The sequence below is a fragment of the Streptomyces sp. NPDC030143 genome (assembly GCF_055573695.1).
The window spans coordinates 149403-163356 of record NZ_JBVIAY010000001.1; the positions used below are offsets into that span (position 1 = coordinate 149403).

Annotated in this window: 15 protein-coding genes; 3 read left to right on the top strand and 12 right to left on the bottom strand. The window is 72.8% G+C overall.

What is annotated here, in order from left to right; translation table 11 throughout:
• Positions 1-45: 45 nt before the first annotated feature.
• The 4 genes from ACZ4YY_RS00655 to ACZ4YY_RS00670 form a co-directional block, all read right to left on the bottom strand.
• Complete coding sequence (locus tag ACZ4YY_RS00655) at positions 46-1062, bottom strand: 1-aminocyclopropane-1-carboxylate deaminase (protein WP_468281948.1); 1017 nt, start codon at positions 1060-1062, stop codon at positions 46-48.
• Positions 1063-1076: 14 nt separating this feature from the next.
• On the bottom strand, positions 1077-1724 hold the full coding sequence (locus ACZ4YY_RS00660; protein ID WP_468281950.1) for a GntR family transcriptional regulator: 648 nt from the start codon (positions 1722-1724) through the stop codon (positions 1077-1079).
• A gap of 74 nt (positions 1725-1798) precedes the next feature.
• Positions 1799-3256: an alkaline phosphatase PhoX gene (locus tag ACZ4YY_RS00665; protein WP_468281952.1), complete on the bottom strand. Its 1458-nt coding sequence runs from the start codon at positions 3254-3256 to the stop codon at positions 1799-1801.
• 301 nt (positions 3257-3557) lie between these two features.
• Positions 3558-4985, bottom strand: a complete 1428-nt coding sequence (locus ACZ4YY_RS00670) for a hypothetical protein (protein ID WP_468281954.1) — start codon at positions 4983-4985, stop codon at positions 3558-3560.
• 251 nt (positions 4986-5236) lie between these two features.
• Here ACZ4YY_RS00670 and ACZ4YY_RS00675 point away from each other — a divergent pair, with 251 nt between their 5' ends.
• Positions 5237-7063 carry an endonuclease/exonuclease/phosphatase family protein gene (locus tag ACZ4YY_RS00675; protein ID WP_468281956.1) on the top strand — a complete coding sequence of 609 codons (1827 nt, stop codon included), beginning with the start codon at positions 5237-5239 and terminating at the stop codon, positions 7061-7063.
• A gap of 155 nt (positions 7064-7218) precedes the next feature.
• Here the strand turns inward: ACZ4YY_RS00675 and ACZ4YY_RS00680 are convergent, their stop codons facing one another.
• Both ACZ4YY_RS00680 and ACZ4YY_RS00685 read right to left on the bottom strand, forming a co-directional pair.
• Positions 7219-7698 (bottom strand): DUF3618 domain-containing protein, encoded by a 480-nt coding sequence (locus tag ACZ4YY_RS00680; RefSeq protein ID WP_468281958.1) that lies wholly within the window; start codon positions 7696-7698, stop codon positions 7219-7221.
• Entirely contained in the window at positions 7695-8114 is a 420-nt protein-coding gene (locus ACZ4YY_RS00685) for a phage holin family protein (protein ID WP_468281960.1), read from the bottom strand. Before ACZ4YY_RS00685 ends, ACZ4YY_RS00680 begins: the two co-directional genes overlap by 4 nt.
• Positions 8115-8295: 181 nt before the next feature.
• On the opposite strand from ACZ4YY_RS00685, the gene dapA reads away from it, so the two are divergent.
• On the top strand, positions 8296-9198 hold the full coding sequence (gene dapA, locus ACZ4YY_RS00690; RefSeq protein WP_468281962.1) for a 4-hydroxy-tetrahydrodipicolinate synthase: 903 nt from the start codon (positions 8296-8298) through the stop codon (positions 9196-9198).
• A gap of 83 nt (positions 9199-9281) precedes the next feature.
• On the opposite strand, the gene ACZ4YY_RS00695 is transcribed toward dapA, so the two are convergent.
• The 4 genes from ACZ4YY_RS00695 to ACZ4YY_RS00710 form a co-directional block, all read right to left on the bottom strand.
• A complete protein-coding gene (locus ACZ4YY_RS00695; protein WP_468281964.1) occupies positions 9282-9506 on the bottom strand; it encodes a hypothetical protein in 225 nt (74 codons plus the stop codon).
• Between the two features lie 103 nt (positions 9507-9609).
• The gene (dapD, locus tag ACZ4YY_RS00700) at positions 9610-10599 is read right to left on the bottom strand and encodes a 2,3,4,5-tetrahydropyridine-2,6-dicarboxylate N-succinyltransferase (RefSeq protein ID WP_468281966.1); all 990 of its coding nucleotides are present in this window, start codon (positions 10597-10599) and stop codon (positions 9610-9612) included.
• A 498-nt stretch (positions 10600-11097) separates the two neighbouring features.
• Entirely contained in the window at positions 11098-11643 is a 546-nt protein-coding gene (locus ACZ4YY_RS00705) for a TetR/AcrR family transcriptional regulator (protein WP_468281968.1), read from the bottom strand.
• On the bottom strand, positions 11643-11963 hold the full coding sequence (locus ACZ4YY_RS00710; RefSeq protein ID WP_468281970.1) for a DMT family transporter: 321 nt from the start codon (positions 11961-11963) through the stop codon (positions 11643-11645). The genes ACZ4YY_RS00705 and ACZ4YY_RS00710 overlap by 1 nt, the downstream gene beginning before the upstream one ends.
• A 200-nt stretch (positions 11964-12163) precedes the next feature.
• Between ACZ4YY_RS00710 and ACZ4YY_RS00715 the strand changes: the two genes are divergently transcribed.
• Positions 12164-13012, top strand: a complete 849-nt coding sequence (locus tag ACZ4YY_RS00715; RefSeq protein WP_468281972.1) for an AbfB domain-containing protein — start codon at positions 12164-12166, stop codon at positions 13010-13012.
• 143 nt (positions 13013-13155) lie between these two features.
• Here ACZ4YY_RS00715 and ACZ4YY_RS00720 read toward each other — a convergent pair whose 3' ends face one another.
• Together ACZ4YY_RS00720 and sufU are read right to left on the bottom strand one after the other, a co-directional pair.
• Entirely contained in the window at positions 13156-13488 is a 333-nt protein-coding gene (locus ACZ4YY_RS00720) for a metal-sulfur cluster assembly factor (RefSeq protein WP_351613095.1), read from the bottom strand.
• On the bottom strand, positions 13485-13949 hold the full coding sequence (gene sufU, locus ACZ4YY_RS00725) for a Fe-S cluster assembly sulfur transfer protein SufU (RefSeq protein WP_468281974.1): 465 nt from the start codon (positions 13947-13949) through the stop codon (positions 13485-13487). The genes ACZ4YY_RS00720 and sufU overlap by 4 nt, the downstream gene beginning before the upstream one ends.
• Positions 13950-13954 lie beyond the last annotated feature (5 nt).

A 13954-nucleotide genomic window follows, 5' to 3' on the forward strand; every position in this document is an offset into this window, starting at 1 on the left:
GGACACCCTCCGTATGGTACCGAGCGCGCACCGGGTGGCCGCGGGCTAGAACAGCGCGCTGTAGGCGTTCAGCGCCGGCTGCCCGCCGAGGTGGGCGTAGAGCACGGTGGAGTCGCGTGCGATCTCGCCGCGTGCGACCAGGTCGACGAGCCCGGCCATCGACTTGCCCTCGTAGACCGGGTCGGTGATCATGCCCTCGGTCCGCGCGGCGAGCCGCATCGCCTCCAGGGTGGCCTCGTCGGGGACGCCGTAGACACCGGCGTGGTAGCGCTCGTCCAGTTCGACGTCCGCCTCGGTCAGCTCCCGCCCCACCCCGATGAGCCGGCCGGTGCGGTCGGCGATGCGGGCGATCTGCGCCCGGGTCTCGGCGGGCCTGGCCGAGGCGTCGATCCCGATCACCCGCCGGGGCCGCCCGCCCGCCTCCTCGAGCGCCGCGAACCCCGCGACCATGCCGGCCTGGGTCGACCCGGTGACCGAGCAGACGATCACGGTGTCGAAGAAGACGCCCGCCTGCCGTTCCTGCTCGGCGACCTCGTACGCCCACCCGGCGAAGCCGAGGCCGCCCAGCGGATGGTCGGAGGCGCCGGCCGGAATGGCGTACGGCTTGCCGCCCGCCTCCTCGACCTCCCTGAGCGCCTGCTCCCAGCTCTCCTTGAAGCCGATCCCGAAGCCCGCGCGCACCAGCCGTACGTCGGCCCCGGCGAGCCGGCTGAGCAGGATGTTGCCGACCTTGTCGTACACGGGGTCGGGCCACTGCACCCAGCTCTCCTGCACCAGGACGCAACGGAGCCCGGCCCGGGCGGCGACGGCGGCGACCTGCCGGGTGTGGTTGGACTGCACTCCGCCGATCGACACGAGCGTGTCGCAGCCCTGGGCGAGCGCGTCGGCGACCAGGTACTCCAGCTTGCGCGTCTTGTTCCCGCCGTAGGCGACACCGGAGTTGCAGTCCTCGCGCTTGGCCCACAGCGAGGCGCCGCCGAGGTGTTCCGTCAGGCGGTGCAGCGGGTGCACGGGCGAGGGACCGAAGAGGAGGGGGTAACGCTCGTGGGAGGAGAGGGCCATGGAGCCTCCTTGGCTCAGTCGGTGTCGGCCAGGTCGGCGAGGGTGCGCCAGATCTCGGCGGTGACCCGGACCGCCTCGTCCGCGTCGCCGTCGGCGCACGCCCGGATCAGCCGGTCGTGCAGCCCGGCCGAGCGGCAGGTGCCGCCCTCGCCGAAGCGCCGCCGTTCCAGCCGCCGGATGAGGGGGGTGTAGCGGGCGACGGTCGCGGCGGCGGCGCGGTTGCCGCTGACCCGGACCAGGACGTCGTGCAGTGCGTCGTCGGCACGCAGGGCGGCGTCCACGTCCCCGCTGCTCACGGCGGCGGCGAACCGTTCGTTGGCCGCGCGCATCGCCTCGACGTCCGCGGCGAAGAGCCGGGGCACGGCGACCCGGGTGACCAGCTCGTGCATGGCCCCGACGACGGCCGCCGCGTCGCGCACGTCGGCGGCGACGACCGGGGTGACCCGGGTGTAGCTCTGCGGTTTGCTCTCCAGCAGCCCTTCGTCCACCAGTCGCGAGAAGGCCTCCCGCACCGGCGCCCGGGACAGCCCGAGCCGCTCGGCAAGATCGGCGTCGCGCACCACCGTGCCGGGCGCGATGTCCCCGACGACGATGGCGTCCCGGATGGCCGCGTAGGCGCGGTCCCTGAGGAGGGTGCGGGGCACCGGTCGAAGAGGTTCCATAACTGACATGTTAGATGTCAATGACAGGCCGAACAAGGGCCCGCACGCGCACCGCGTGCGGGCCCCACGGTGGTTCAGCGGCGCTTCTGCCGCTTCCACGGCCCGGTGACGGCGAGCATGATGCCCGGGGTCTGGATGCTGGCGTACAGGGTCCGCCCGTCGGGTGAGAAGGTGACGCCGGCGAACTCGCTGTACTCCGGCTCCTCCTCGGTGCCGATGTTGAGTTCGTTGCGGGCTATGGGGTAGGTGCGGCCGCTGTCGGTGGCGCCGAACAGATGCTGGACGCCCTCGCCGTCCTCGGCGATGACCAGACCGCCGTAAGGGGAGACGGTGATGTTGTCGGGGCCGTCGAAGGCACCGTCGGCGGACGGGTCGGGGTTGACCCCGAGGAGGACCTTCAGCGTCAGCGTCCGCCGCTTCGGGTCGTAGAACCAGACCTGGCCGTCGTGCTGTTCGGGGCTCTCGTCACGGGCGTACGAGGAGACGACGTAGGCGCCGCCGTCGGCCCACCACATGCCCTCGAGCTTGCGGGCGCGGGTGATCTCGCCGGCGCCGAACTGCTTGCGCACATCGACCGTCCTGCCGTCGCGGTCGGGGACGTCGATCCAGTCGACGCCGTACACCGTGCCGGTCTTCGTGGCGCGGGAGAGGTCGTCGACGAACTGGCCGCCGGAGTCGAAGCACTTGGGCGCCTGCAGGACGCCGGCGTCGTCGGCGAGGGTGCGCAGCCTGCCGCGGCCGTGTTCGAAGCCCTGCGGCGGGACCCAGCGGTAGAGGAGGCCGTTGGGGCCCGCGGCGTCCTCGGTGAGGTAGGCGTGGCCGCGCTTGGGGTCGATGACGACGGCCTCGTGGTCGTAGCGGCCGAAGAACTTCAGCGGCTTGGGGTCGCGGTTGGCGCGCCGGTCGCAGGGGTCGACCTCGAAGACGTAGCCGTGGTCCTTGGTCATGCCGTTCCTGCCGGCCCGGTCGGAGTTCTCCTCGCAGGTCAGCCAGGTGCCCCAGGAGGTGCGGCCGCCGGCGCAGTTGGTGGAGGTGCCGGCGATGCCGACCCACTCGGCGACCCGTCCGTCGGGGCGGACCTCGACGACGGTGCAGCCGCCGGCGGCGGCCGGGTCGTAGACGAGGCCCTCGATGAGCGGCACCGGGTGCGCCCACTTGGCGCGCGGGCCCTTCAGTTCGTGGTTGTTGACGAGGAGGGTGGTGCCGCGCGGGCCGTCGAAGGCGGCCGTGCCGTCGTGGTTGGAAGGGGTGAACTCGCCGGACTCCAGCCGGGTCTTCCCGCTGTAGGTGATGATCTCGTAGCTGAAGCCGGCGGGGAGGGCGAGGATGCCCCGGGGGTCGGGAAGCAGCGGGCCGTAGCCGACTCCGGTGTGCGCGGCCGTCGACTCCCGCTGCTCGCTCCCGGCGTCGTCGATGTCCGTGGAGGCGAGGGCGTTCGGTGCGGTGGCGAGGGCGCCGACGCTGCCCGCCAGCGCGACACCGGCACCGGTGATCGCGGAGGTTCTGGCGAAGTCCCTGCGGGTGAGCGACATGGTGTCTCCTGAGACGGTGGGTATGCCGTGGAGGGTGGCGGACCTCGGTCGGCGACACCGTCCCGCCCATGTCTGAACGGGACCTGAACGCTGGGCTGCTGCCGGGGCCCCGCTTGCGTGAACCCGTGCCCCGCCCGCGGGCGCCCTCAGAGCTCCGAACAGAAGGGGAGCCCGGCGCGCGACGCCCGGCACGCACGCTCGCCGCGTCGCCGAAAGCCCCTGGTGGCGGAGCTACCAGGGGCAACGCGGCGAGCTGCGGTACCAGGCCGCGCGGCCCGGGCGGGCACGGTACAAGGCCCCCTCAGCCGCCCTGTTGCGAGCGCGCCTTGAACGCGGCCTTGCGGGCCTCCTTGGCGACCTTCTTGTCGGGGTGCAGGCGGCCCATCGCCTCCAGGACGTCGGCGGTGGCCGGGTGTTCCACGCGCCAGGCCGCCGCGAAGAAGCCGCCGTGCTGCCGGGCGAGTCCCTCGACGAGGGCCTGGAGCTCCTCCGAGTTGCCCTCGGCGGCGAGCTGCGCGGCCACCGTGTCGATCGTGAGCCAGAAGACCATGTCCTCGGAGGGGGCGGGGACGTCGGGGGCGCCCAGCTCGGTCAGCCAGACGCGGGCCAGGCCGCCGAGTTCGGGGTCGTCGAGGACCTCCCGCACCGCCGGTTCGGCCTGCGCGCCCACGAGGGAGAGGGCCTGCTGGCAGCGCAGCCGGCGCAGGGGCGCGCCCGGGTCGGAGCCACGGGCGGCGGAGAGCAACTCCCGTGCCGCGGCGACGGGTTCGCGGCGGTCCAGCCACTGCTCGGTCTCGGCGCGGGCGGCGCGCGGACCGTAGGAGGCGCTGCCGTCGAGGAGGACGTCGGCGCCCTTGTCGGAGAGGTCGCCGACGGCGGGGGCCTCGAAGCCGGCCTCCAGCAGCCGGGCCCGGAGACCGTACCGGCCGAGCGGGGTGAGGTGGACCATGCCGTAGCGGGAGACGTCGGTCTCGTCGACGGACGCGGCGGGTTCCTCGTCGGGGTCGGTCATGAGGGCCTCGTCGACGGGCCGGTAGTCGACCAGTCCGATCGGCTCCAGGATGCGGAACTGGTCGTCGAGGCGCATCATCGCGTCGGAGACCTGCTCCAGGACGTCGTTGCTGGGCTCGCCCATGCCGCCGGGGACGATCATGGAGGCGGCGAGCGCGGGCAGCGGCACGGGGCCGTCGCCGGGGCCGTCCTCGCCGGCGGTGAGCAGGTACAGGTTGCCGAGGACGCCGTCGAGGAAGGCCGCCTCGCCCTCGGGGTCCCAGTCGAGCCGGGAGAAGTCGACCTCGCCGCCCTCGTCGAGGGCGTCGACCAGGTCGTCGAGGTCGGGCACGCTCGCGTCGGCGAGGACCGCCTCCAGGGCGGAGAGCCACACACCGAGGACGTCGTGCGGGGAGCCGCCGGTGAGCAGGGACAGTTCCTCGCCGGCGGTGACGGTGCCGGCCTCCTCGTCGAGGATCTCGACCAGTCCGGCGTCCAGGGCGACCCGCCAGGCCTCGCTCGCGTGGGCGGCGGCCTCGTCACCGGTGAGCTCCAGCAGCTCGGCGGCGGCGGGCAGTTGCTCCTCGACCAGCCCGCCCCCGGCGTCCACACGGGTGTCGGGCCCGGCCCAGCGGGCGAGCCGCACGGCGCGGGAGAGCAACGGCGTGGACAGCGCGTCGCGCGCCAGCTCCGCTTCGGGGTGCAGCCGTACGGGCGGCAGGGGGGAGCTGTCTGACATCGGCTGGTTCTCCTAGGACGCGTCGTGCCACTCAGTCGCTCAGCCTAGACGGATTTCCACCCATGCCGCCCGGTTCATCTCCCGGTCAGGATCCGTACATGGCCGAAACCTTGACAACTGGGCGGAGCAGGCTGGAGATTGACGCGCGTAGAAGTTGGGCGGACAGGTGTTCACCGTTCCTGCCGCGCACGCCGTCCGTCCCACGCCTCACCCTCGTCCCGGCGCTCACGCACGTCCCCGGAGGGAATCCGTTGCCCAGCAGGTCTTCCGCGCGCCTCGCCGCGCTCACCGTCGCCGCCGTCTGCTCCGCCGCGTCCACCGTCGTCATCGCCTCGCCCGCGCACGCCGACTCGGTGCGCATCCACGACATCCAGGGCACGACCCGGATCTCGCCGTACGCCGGCCGGCAGGTCACGGACGTGACCGGAATCGTCACCGGCGTGCGCGCCTACGGCTCCTCCAGAGGTTTCTGGATGCAGGATCCGAACCCGGACGCGAACCCGGCCACCAGCGAGGGCGTCTTCGTCTTCACCAGCTCCGTCCCGAAGGTCGCCGTCGGTGACGCCGTCACCGTCACCGGCACGGTCTCGGAGTTCGTCCCGGGCGGCACCTCGTCCGGCAACCAGGCGCTGACCGAGATCGTGCGCCCGACGGTGGCCGTCGTCTCCGGCGGCAACCCGGTCCCGGCGGCGACGGTCGTCGACGCGCGGTCGGTCCCGGCGGCGTACGCTCCGGCGGGCGACGCGGCCGCGAACAACTCGATCAACGGCCTCACCCTTGAGCCCCGCACCTACGCCCTGGACTTCTACGAGTCCCTGGAGGGCATGAACGTCCAGGTCTCCGACGCCCGCGTGGTCGGCGCCACCGACCCGTTCACCGAGTTGTGGGTCACGGTGAAGCCGTGGGAGAACCGCACCCCGCGCGGCGGCACGCTGTACGGCTCGTACGCCTCCCAGAACACCGGCCGGCTCCAGATCCAGTCGCTCGGCGCGGCCGCGGACTTCCCGAAGGCGAACGTCGGCGACCGGCTCACCGGCACCACCGCGGGCCCGCTGGACTACAACCAGTTCGGCGGCTACACCCTCGTCGCCCACCGGATCGGCACCCTGGAGAGCGCCGGTCTGGAGCGGGAGACCACCCGGAAGCAGACGAACGGCGAGCTGGCGGTCGCGACCTACAACGTCGAGAACCTCGACCCGTCCGACGCCACGTTCGACGCGCACGCCGCCGCGATCGTGCAGCACCTGCAGTCGCCCGACATCGTGTCCCTGGAGGAGATCCAGGACGACAACGGCGCGACGAACGACGGCACGGTCACCGCCGGCCGGACCGTCACCCGGCTGATCGACGCGATCGTCGCGGCGGGCGGCCCGAGGTACGACTGGCGCTCGATCGACCCGGCGAACAACGCCGACGGCGGTGAGCCGGGCGGCAACATCCGCCAGGTGTTCCTCTTCAACCCGGAGCGCGTCTCCTTCACCGACCGCTCGGGCGGCGACGCCACGACCGCAGCCGGTGTCACCCAGGAGCGAGGCAAGGCGGCCCTGACGGTCTCCCCCGGCCGGATCGCCCCGGCCGACGCGGCCTGGAAGTCCAGCCGCAAGCCACTGGTCGGCGAGTTCGTCTTCCGCGGCCGCACGGTCTTCGTGATCGCCAACCACTTCAACTCCAAGGGCGGCGACCAGGGACTGACCGCGCAGTACCAGCCGGTGGCGCGCAGCTCGGAGGCACAGCGCCACCAGCAGGCCGCGCTGGTGAACGCCTTCGTCAAGGACGTCCTCGACGTCCAGAAGAACGCGGACGTCGTCGCGCTCGGCGATATCAACGACTTCGAGTTCTCCGACACCGCGAAGATCCTCGAGGGCGACGGCGCGCTGTGGTCGGCGATCAAGTCACTGCCCCGGAGCGAGCGTTACTCCTACGTCTACCAGGGCAACAGCCAGGTCCTGGACCAGATCCTGGTCAGCCCGTCGATCCGGCGCGGCTGCGGCCTCGAGTACGACAGCGTGCACATCAACGCGGAGTTCAACGACCAGATCAGCGACCACGACCCGCAGGTGCTGCGCTTCCGCCCGTAGCCCACACCCGGGAGCCCGTAGCCCGGAGCCCGTACCCGGGAGCCCGGAGCCCGGGTCCGGGAGCCGTGGCCCGGAGTCCGGAGCCGTGGCCCGGGCACGGACGAGGGCCCGGCCCCCATGTGGTGGGGTGCCGGGCCCTGCCGCGCTCCCGCCGCCTAGCGGCGCGAGCGGTGCCGGCCGAGGATGCCCGCCGCGACCAGGGCCGTGCCGGCCACCGCGACGAGCAGCACCGGGCCGGGGTGCTGGCGGACGAACCGCACCGGGCCGCGCAGGGGCGCGGGAGCCTCCTGCTCGGCGGTACGGCCGACGCGGGACGCGGTGTCCTGCACCCCGTGGCCGACCTCGGCGGCCTTGTCCTGGAGCGCGTGGCCCGCTCCCGTGGCCCGGCCCTGGACGGTGTGGCCGACACGGCTCGCCTTCTCCTGGACCGTGTGGCCCGCCTGGGCGGCGGTGCTGCGCAGCTGGACGGTCATCGCGCCGGCCCGATCCCTGAGGTCCGCCGCACGGGCCCGGGCCCGTCCGGCGATGTCGGTCTTCATCGCCAGCTCCTCGACGGTGCTGCCGAGTTGGTTCCTGGTCTCGGCTATCTGCCGACGCAGCTCCGCGCTGCCGTCCGCCCCTGTCCTGTCGGTCATCGGTGCGCCCTTTCCCTGATCTCCTCGACGTCGGCCCTGACGCTGCCGAGCGTCTCCTCGGGGGTGGGGGGTGCGGCCCGGCGCAACTGGCCGCGGCCGGTCACGGCGAGCACGGCGGCGATCGCGAACAGCACCCCCGTCACGATGAGCGCCGCGGCCCACACGGGCAGCGCCAGCGAGAGTGCGGCGACGCCCGTGCCGGCGAGGGCGAGCAGACCGGCGTACGCGAACGCGCCCGCCGCTCCGAGCATCCCGCCTCCGCGTCCCGCGCGCCGTCCCTTCTCCGCCAGCTCCACCTTGGCGAGGGCCATCTCCTGCCGTACGAGCCGGGAGAGCTGTTCGGTCGCCTGGCCGACGAGCTCGCCGACCGTGTGGTGCCCGTCGTGGACGGGCCGGGTGTCCATGGTCCCGGTCACGGTGTTCCGCCTCCTCTCGGTTCCGGAGACACCCGGGTACCCCTGCGGGCCGCCGCTACCCCGCCCACCTCGCCGACGGGTCCGGGCCCGCGCCCCCCTCCCCCGCCTCGCAGCATCACTTAGCGATATCGCGTAGCAAATTTAAGTGGAGCTTCACGGTGGTCCTGCCGAGACTGCTCCCATGACGACACCAGGCCCTGCCACGCCGCCCTTCGGCCGCGCGCTCTGCGCGATGATCACGCCCTTCACCGCGTCGGGGGCCCTCGACCTCGACGGCGCGCAGCGGCTCGCCGAACGGCTGGTGGCGCGGGGCTGCGACGGCCTCGTGCTGTCCGGCACGACGGGCGAGTCGCCGACCACGACGGACGCGGAGAAGGCCGCGCTGGTCACGGCGGTCCGCGAGGCGGTGGGCGAACGGGCGTCGGTGGTGGCGGGCGTGGGCACCTTCGACACACGGCACACCGTCGAGCTGTCCCTGGCGGCCGAGAAGGCGGGCGCGGACGGGCTGCTGCTGGTCAGCCCCTACTACAGCAGGCCGCCGCAGGACGCCCTGGAGGCGCACTTCCGGGAGATCGCGGACGCGTCCGGACTGCCCGTGATGCTGTACGACATCCCGGGCCGCACCGGGACCCGCATCGAGCCGGACACGCTCGTCCGGCTCGCCGGGCATCCCCGGATCGTCGCGGTCAAGGACTGCTCGTACGACTTCCTCGGCGCCCAGAAGGTGCTCTCCCGCACGGGCCTCGCGTACTACGCGGGCTGTGACGAGCACAATCTCGCCCTGCGCGCGGTGGGCGGCGCCGGGTACGTCAGCACGGTCGCCAACGTCGTCCCGGACCGGATGCGGGCGGTCCTGGACGCCTTCGACGCGGGCGACACCGGTGAGGCCGCCCGCCTCCAGCAGCGCGCGACGCCGCTCATCGAGGCGATGATGTCGGCGGGCCTGCCCGGCACGGTCACCGCCAAGTCCCTCCTCGCCGGGCTCGGTCTGCCCGCCGGCCCGGTCCGTGCTCCGCTGCGTCCCGCCGGCCCCGGGGCCGCCGGGGCGCTGCGAGCGGTGTACGACGACCTGGTGGCCGCCTGAGACGACCCCGCCGGGCGGCGGGAAACGGTTCGGGGCCCCTGCCGCGGGTGTGCGGCAGGGGCCCCGAACCGTGCTCGGCACGGTCAGCTCCAGGTGTACCCGTCGCCCAGGAGCAGCACGTGCTCCAGCACGTCCTCCATCGGGTCGTCCACCTGTCCGACGTTGACCAGCCCGATCCGTGGGCCGTTGTGCGACGAGGTGTTGGTCTCGTCGGCGTGCGCGGTGCCTGCCGACAGCCCTCCCAGCGCCGCCAGGGTCAGCGCCCCGGCAGCCCACCGCGCCACGGACTGCGTCCGTTCGTTCCTCATCGCTCGGCACCTCGTTCGTCGTTTCGGCTTCTTTTCGGACACTGCGTCCACCGGTTCATCTGCCGAAACCGGGCGAAGGTCACGCCGAGCAACTCGTACGAGGTCAGTTGTGGCTGTGCAGGATCTCGTTGAGGCCGCCCCACACCGCGTTGTTTGGGCGGGCTTCGACCGTGCCGGTGACCGAGTTGCGGCGGAAGAGGATGTTCGAGGCGCCGGAGAGCTCGCGGGCCTTGACGATCTGACCGTCGGGCATCGTCACGCGGGTGCCCGCGGTGACGTAGAGACCGGCCTCGACCACGCACTCGTCGCCGAGGGCGATGCCGACGCCCGCCTCGGCGCCGATGAGGCAGCGCTCGCCGATGGAGATGATCACGTTGCCGCCGCCGGAGAGCGTGCCCATCGTGGAGGCGCCGCCGCCAATGTCGGTGCCGTCGCCGACGACGACGCCCGCGGAGACGCGGCCCTCGACCATCGAGGTGCCGAGCGTGCCGGCGTTGAAGTTCACGAAGCCCTCGTGCATGACGGTCGTGCCCTCGCCGAGGTGCGCGCCGAGGCGGACCCGGTCGGCGTCGGCGATGCGGACGCCCTTGGGGGCCACGTAGTCCGTCATGCGCGGGAACTTGTCGATCGACGTCACCTGGAGGTGCAGGCCCTCGGCGCGGGCGTTGAGGCGGACCTTCTCGACGTCGTCGACGGCGACCGGGCCGAGGGAGGTCCAGGCGACGTTGGCGAGCAGACCGAAGACGCCGTCCAGGCTCTGGCCGTGCGGCCTGACCAGCCGGTGGGAGAGCAGGTGCAGACGCAGGTAGACGTCGTGCGTGTCGATCGGCTTGTCGTCGAGGGAGGCGATGACCGTGCGGACCGCGACCACCTCGACGCCGCGGCGGGCGTCCGGGCCGATCGCCTTGGCGGCACCCTCGCCGAGCAGTTCCACGGCCTTCTCGGCGGACAGGCGCTCGGTGCCGGACGGGCCGGGCTCGGCGACGAGCTCGGGCGCGGGGAACCAGGTGTCGAGAATCGTGCCGTCGGCGGCGACGGTGGCGAGGCCGGCGGCCGCGGCGCCGGTGGTGCGAGGAGCGGTGGTGTCGGTCATGGGGGAAACCTAACCGGCGCGGGGCCACGGAGGCCAACCAACGGGACGCCGTCTCAGGTGGCGGTCGCCCCCCGGCCACCCGGACCTCTCCGGTGGCCGCCCCCGAAGCTTTCCGGCGCCGGTCCCCCGGCGCCCCCGCGCCGGACGCCCACCGGCGCCGCTGGGCCGCCCGGCACACGGGCGCACCTCCGCAGCGACGCCCCCCGACGGCTTCCCCACCCCGCGGAAGCTCACAGCACGAGGCCCCTGGCCCGCGCGCACGGGCACCGCGGCAGCCGTGTCCACGACGGACCCCGTCCCCCGGGCCACGAACGCCACCCCGGCGGTCACGGCACGAGCGGACCGCCCGCGCCGACGCCCTCCGGGACCGGCCCCCGCCCCGGCGCACCGGCCCGGCGCCATCCGGCACCGCGCCCCCCGGCCCGCCGACCACCGACCGCCGACCACCGGAACGGTGACCCCGCCCCACCGCCGCGACGACCCGTCGGCGCCGGGCGGTCAGCGGGACGGCCGGACGAGTCGGTCGAGCATCTCCCGGGCGCGGGCCTCGTCGTAGGGGGTGTCCGTCAGGAGCACCTGGAGGCAGATGCCGTCCATCAGCGCCACCAACGCGTGGGCGGTGGCCGGGTCCGTGTGCCGGGCGAGGATGTCGACGAGGCACTCCACCCACTCGGCCGCGACGGGCCGCAGGGCCGGCCTGCGCAGGGCGGCCAGGTACAGCTCGTACTCGAGTTCCACGCCGTCGCGGTCGCCCGACAGCCAGTCGCCCAGCAGGGCGGCCAGTTCGGCGGGGAGGTCGGCGTGCGGGTCCCGCAGCCCGGCGCGCCGTTCGATCGCCTGAGCGAAACCCTCGTTGGCCTGGCAGAGGGCGGCGACCATCAGGTCGTCGAGGGTGGCGAAGTGGTACGTCGTGGAGCCGAGCGGCACATCCGCCTCGGCCGCCACCGAACGGTGGCTCAGGCCGGCCAGGCCCTTCGCCCCCACGACGCGGATCGCCGCGTCGATGATCCGCTGCCGGCGCTCGGGGTCGTAGCGGCGGGGCATCAGTGCGCGCCCCCCAGGTTCAGCACCACGACCCCGCCGACGATCAGCGCGATCCCGGCGATCCTCGTGAAGGTCAGCGCCTCGCCGAAGAGGACGAGCCCGAGGACGGCGATCGAGGCGGTGCCCACTCCGGCCCAGATCGCGTAGGCCGTGCCGATGCCCACCGACTTGAGCGTCTGGGCGAGCAGGGCGAAGGAGACGACGTACCCCACGGCTGTCAGCAGCGACGGCCAGAACCTGCTGAAGCCCTCGCTGTACTTCATCGCGGTGGTCGCCGCCACCTCGGCGGCGATGGCGCCGGCCAGCGTCAGGTATCCCATATGTACAAGCGTACACATCGATGCGTACACGTGTACACATCCAGGCGCGAGGAAGCGCTTGCGGGCGGCTGAAACCGTTATGGAAACCGCTCACTCAAACAGCTACTCGCGAGTCACAGCTTCCACTACTGTTTCACCGTTCACACACCGGGCCATCGCACCCGCGGCTGCCGACAGGGGCGCCGCTGAAGGAACAGCGCATGCCAGACAACAAGTCCCGGCCTCCCCAGGACCGTCCCTGGGAGAACGGCTGGGCCCCGGACACCTCCCGGGCCCCCGGAACCCGTCGCCTGTGGCTCGCCGGAGCCCTCGCCGTGGCCACCGTCGTCGCCTGCGTGACGGCGATCGCCGTCAGCGGAAAGCCTGATGACGAGGCGTCAGCCCCACGTGAGGGTCGGACCACGTCCGACAAGGAGACCTCGTCGGGGCTGATCTCCTTCGCCTCGCCCTCGGCGAGCGGCGCCTCCCCCGCGCATCCCGCCGCAAGCGGCAGCCCGTCGCCCTCGGCGTCGGCCTCGGCGTCCGCCTCGCCGCGGCCGCAGGGCAGCGCCTCACCGCGCCCCTCCACGACGGCGTCCGCCCCGGCGGCGACGCCGACGAGGGGCGCGTCCGAACCGAGGCCCGCCGTCGTGCGGCGGTCCGTGCAGTCGGTCAACTACCCCGACCGCTACTGGCACCTGAGCAACGGTTACGTCCGGCTCGACGCGATCGGCTCCGGGTCCGAGCAACGGGAGGACTCCACCTTCACGCTGGTCAAGGGCCTCGCCGACCCGTCCTGCCACTCCTTCGTCACCTCGGACGGCACCTACCTGCGCCACCGCAGTTTCGTCCTGGTCAAGCAGAGCGACGACGGATCGTCCCTGTTCGAGCAGGACGCCACCTTCTGCGCCCGCGCGCTGTCCCACTCCGGCGCGGTCGCCCTGGAGTCGGTGAACTACCCGGGCTGCTTCCTCCGCCACGAGCGCTTCCAGCTGAAGCTCGAACGCTACGAGTACAGCGGCCAGTTCCACGCCGACTCGGCGTTCCGGCTGGTGGAAGGGCTCGGCTGAGGGGTCCGTGCACCATGAGCGCCTGATCGGGCCGCGCGGCCCGGGCGGGCACAGTGCAAGGACCCCCGATCCCCCGGCGTACGGGAACGGCGGAAGGGGCGGCACCCATGAGGGTGCCGCCCCTTCCGCGAGGTCGGTGAAGCTCAGACGTTGAATCCGAGCGCCCGCAGCTGCTCGCGCCCGTCGTCCGTGATCTTGTCCGGGCCCCACGGCGGCATCCAGACCCAGTTGATGCGCAGCTCGCTGACGAGGCCGTCCGTGGCGGACTTGGCCTGGTCCTCGATGACGTCCGTCAGCGGGCAGGCCGCCGACGTCAGGGTCATGTCGATCGTCGCGATGTTCGCGTCGTCGATGTGGATGCCGTAGATCAGGCCCAGGTTGACGACGTCGATGCCCAGCTCGGGGTCGACGACGTCGTACAGGGCCTCGCGGACCTCCTCCTCGGAGGCCGGCTTCATCTCCACGGTCTCGCTCATGCCGTCTTCCTTTCGGCGTCGGCGCCCAGCGCCTGGGCCGTCGCGTCCTTCCACGCCATCCAGCTCAGGAGGGCGCACTTGACCCGGGCCGGGTACTTGGAGACACCGGCGAACGCGACCGCGTCCTCCAGCACCTCCTCCATCGCGTCGTCCGGCTCGATCCGGCCCTTGGACTGCATCAGCTCCAGGAAGGTCTCCTGGATCCGCTGCGCCTCGGACAGGTCCTTGCCGACGAGCAGTTCGTTCAGCACGGACGCGCTCGCCTGGCTGATCGAGCAGCCCTGGCCCTCGTACGAGACGTCCTGGATCGTCGTGCCGTCGTACCTGACGCGCAGCGTGATCTCGTCGCCGCAGGTGGGGTTGACGTGGTGCACCTCGGCGTCGCCATCACGCAGACCACGCCCGTGCGGGTTCTTGTAGTGGTCCAGGATGACTTCCTGGTACATCGAGTCCAGCTTCACGGTTC

Excerpts from the sequence above, each read along its gene's own strand:
- ACZ4YY_RS00695 (WP_468281964.1), bottom strand. The coding sequence starts at position 9,506 with ATGAGGAACGAACGGACGCAGTCCGTGGCGCGGTGGGCTGCCGGGGCG.
- dapA (WP_468281962.1), top strand. The coding sequence starts at position 8,296 with ATGACGACACCAGGCCCTGCCACGCCGCCCTTCGGCCGCGCGCTCTGC.
- ACZ4YY_RS00660 (WP_468281950.1), bottom strand. The coding sequence starts at position 1,724 with ATGGAACCTCTTCGACCGGTGCCCCGCACCCTCCTCAGGGACCGCGCC.
- ACZ4YY_RS00670 (WP_468281954.1), bottom strand. The coding sequence starts at position 4,985 with ATGTCAGACAGCTCCCCCCTGCCGCCCGTACGGCTGCACCCCGAAGCG.
- ACZ4YY_RS00720 (WP_351613095.1), bottom strand. The coding sequence starts at position 13,488 with ATGAGCGAGACCGTGGAGATGAAGCCGGCCTCCGAGGAGGAGGTCCGC.
- dapD (WP_468281966.1), bottom strand. The coding sequence starts at position 10,599 with ATGACCGACACCACCGCTCCTCGCACCACCGGCGCCGCGGCCGCCGGC.
- ACZ4YY_RS00705 (WP_468281968.1), bottom strand. The coding sequence starts at position 11,643 with ATGCCCCGCCGCTACGACCCCGAGCGCCGGCAGCGGATCATCGACGCG.
- ACZ4YY_RS00665 (WP_468281952.1), bottom strand. The coding sequence starts at position 3,256 with ATGTCGCTCACCCGCAGGGACTTCGCCAGAACCTCCGCGATCACCGGT.
- ACZ4YY_RS00680 (WP_468281958.1), bottom strand. The coding sequence starts at position 7,698 with ATGACCGACAGGACAGGGGCGGACGGCAGCGCGGAGCTGCGTCGGCAG.
- ACZ4YY_RS00655 (WP_468281948.1), bottom strand. The coding sequence starts at position 1,062 with ATGGCCCTCTCCTCCCACGAGCGTTACCCCCTCCTCTTCGGTCCCTCG.
- ACZ4YY_RS00715 (WP_468281972.1), top strand. The coding sequence starts at position 12,164 with ATGCCAGACAACAAGTCCCGGCCTCCCCAGGACCGTCCCTGGGAGAAC.
- ACZ4YY_RS00710 (WP_468281970.1), bottom strand. The coding sequence starts at position 11,963 with ATGGGATACCTGACGCTGGCCGGCGCCATCGCCGCCGAGGTGGCGGCG.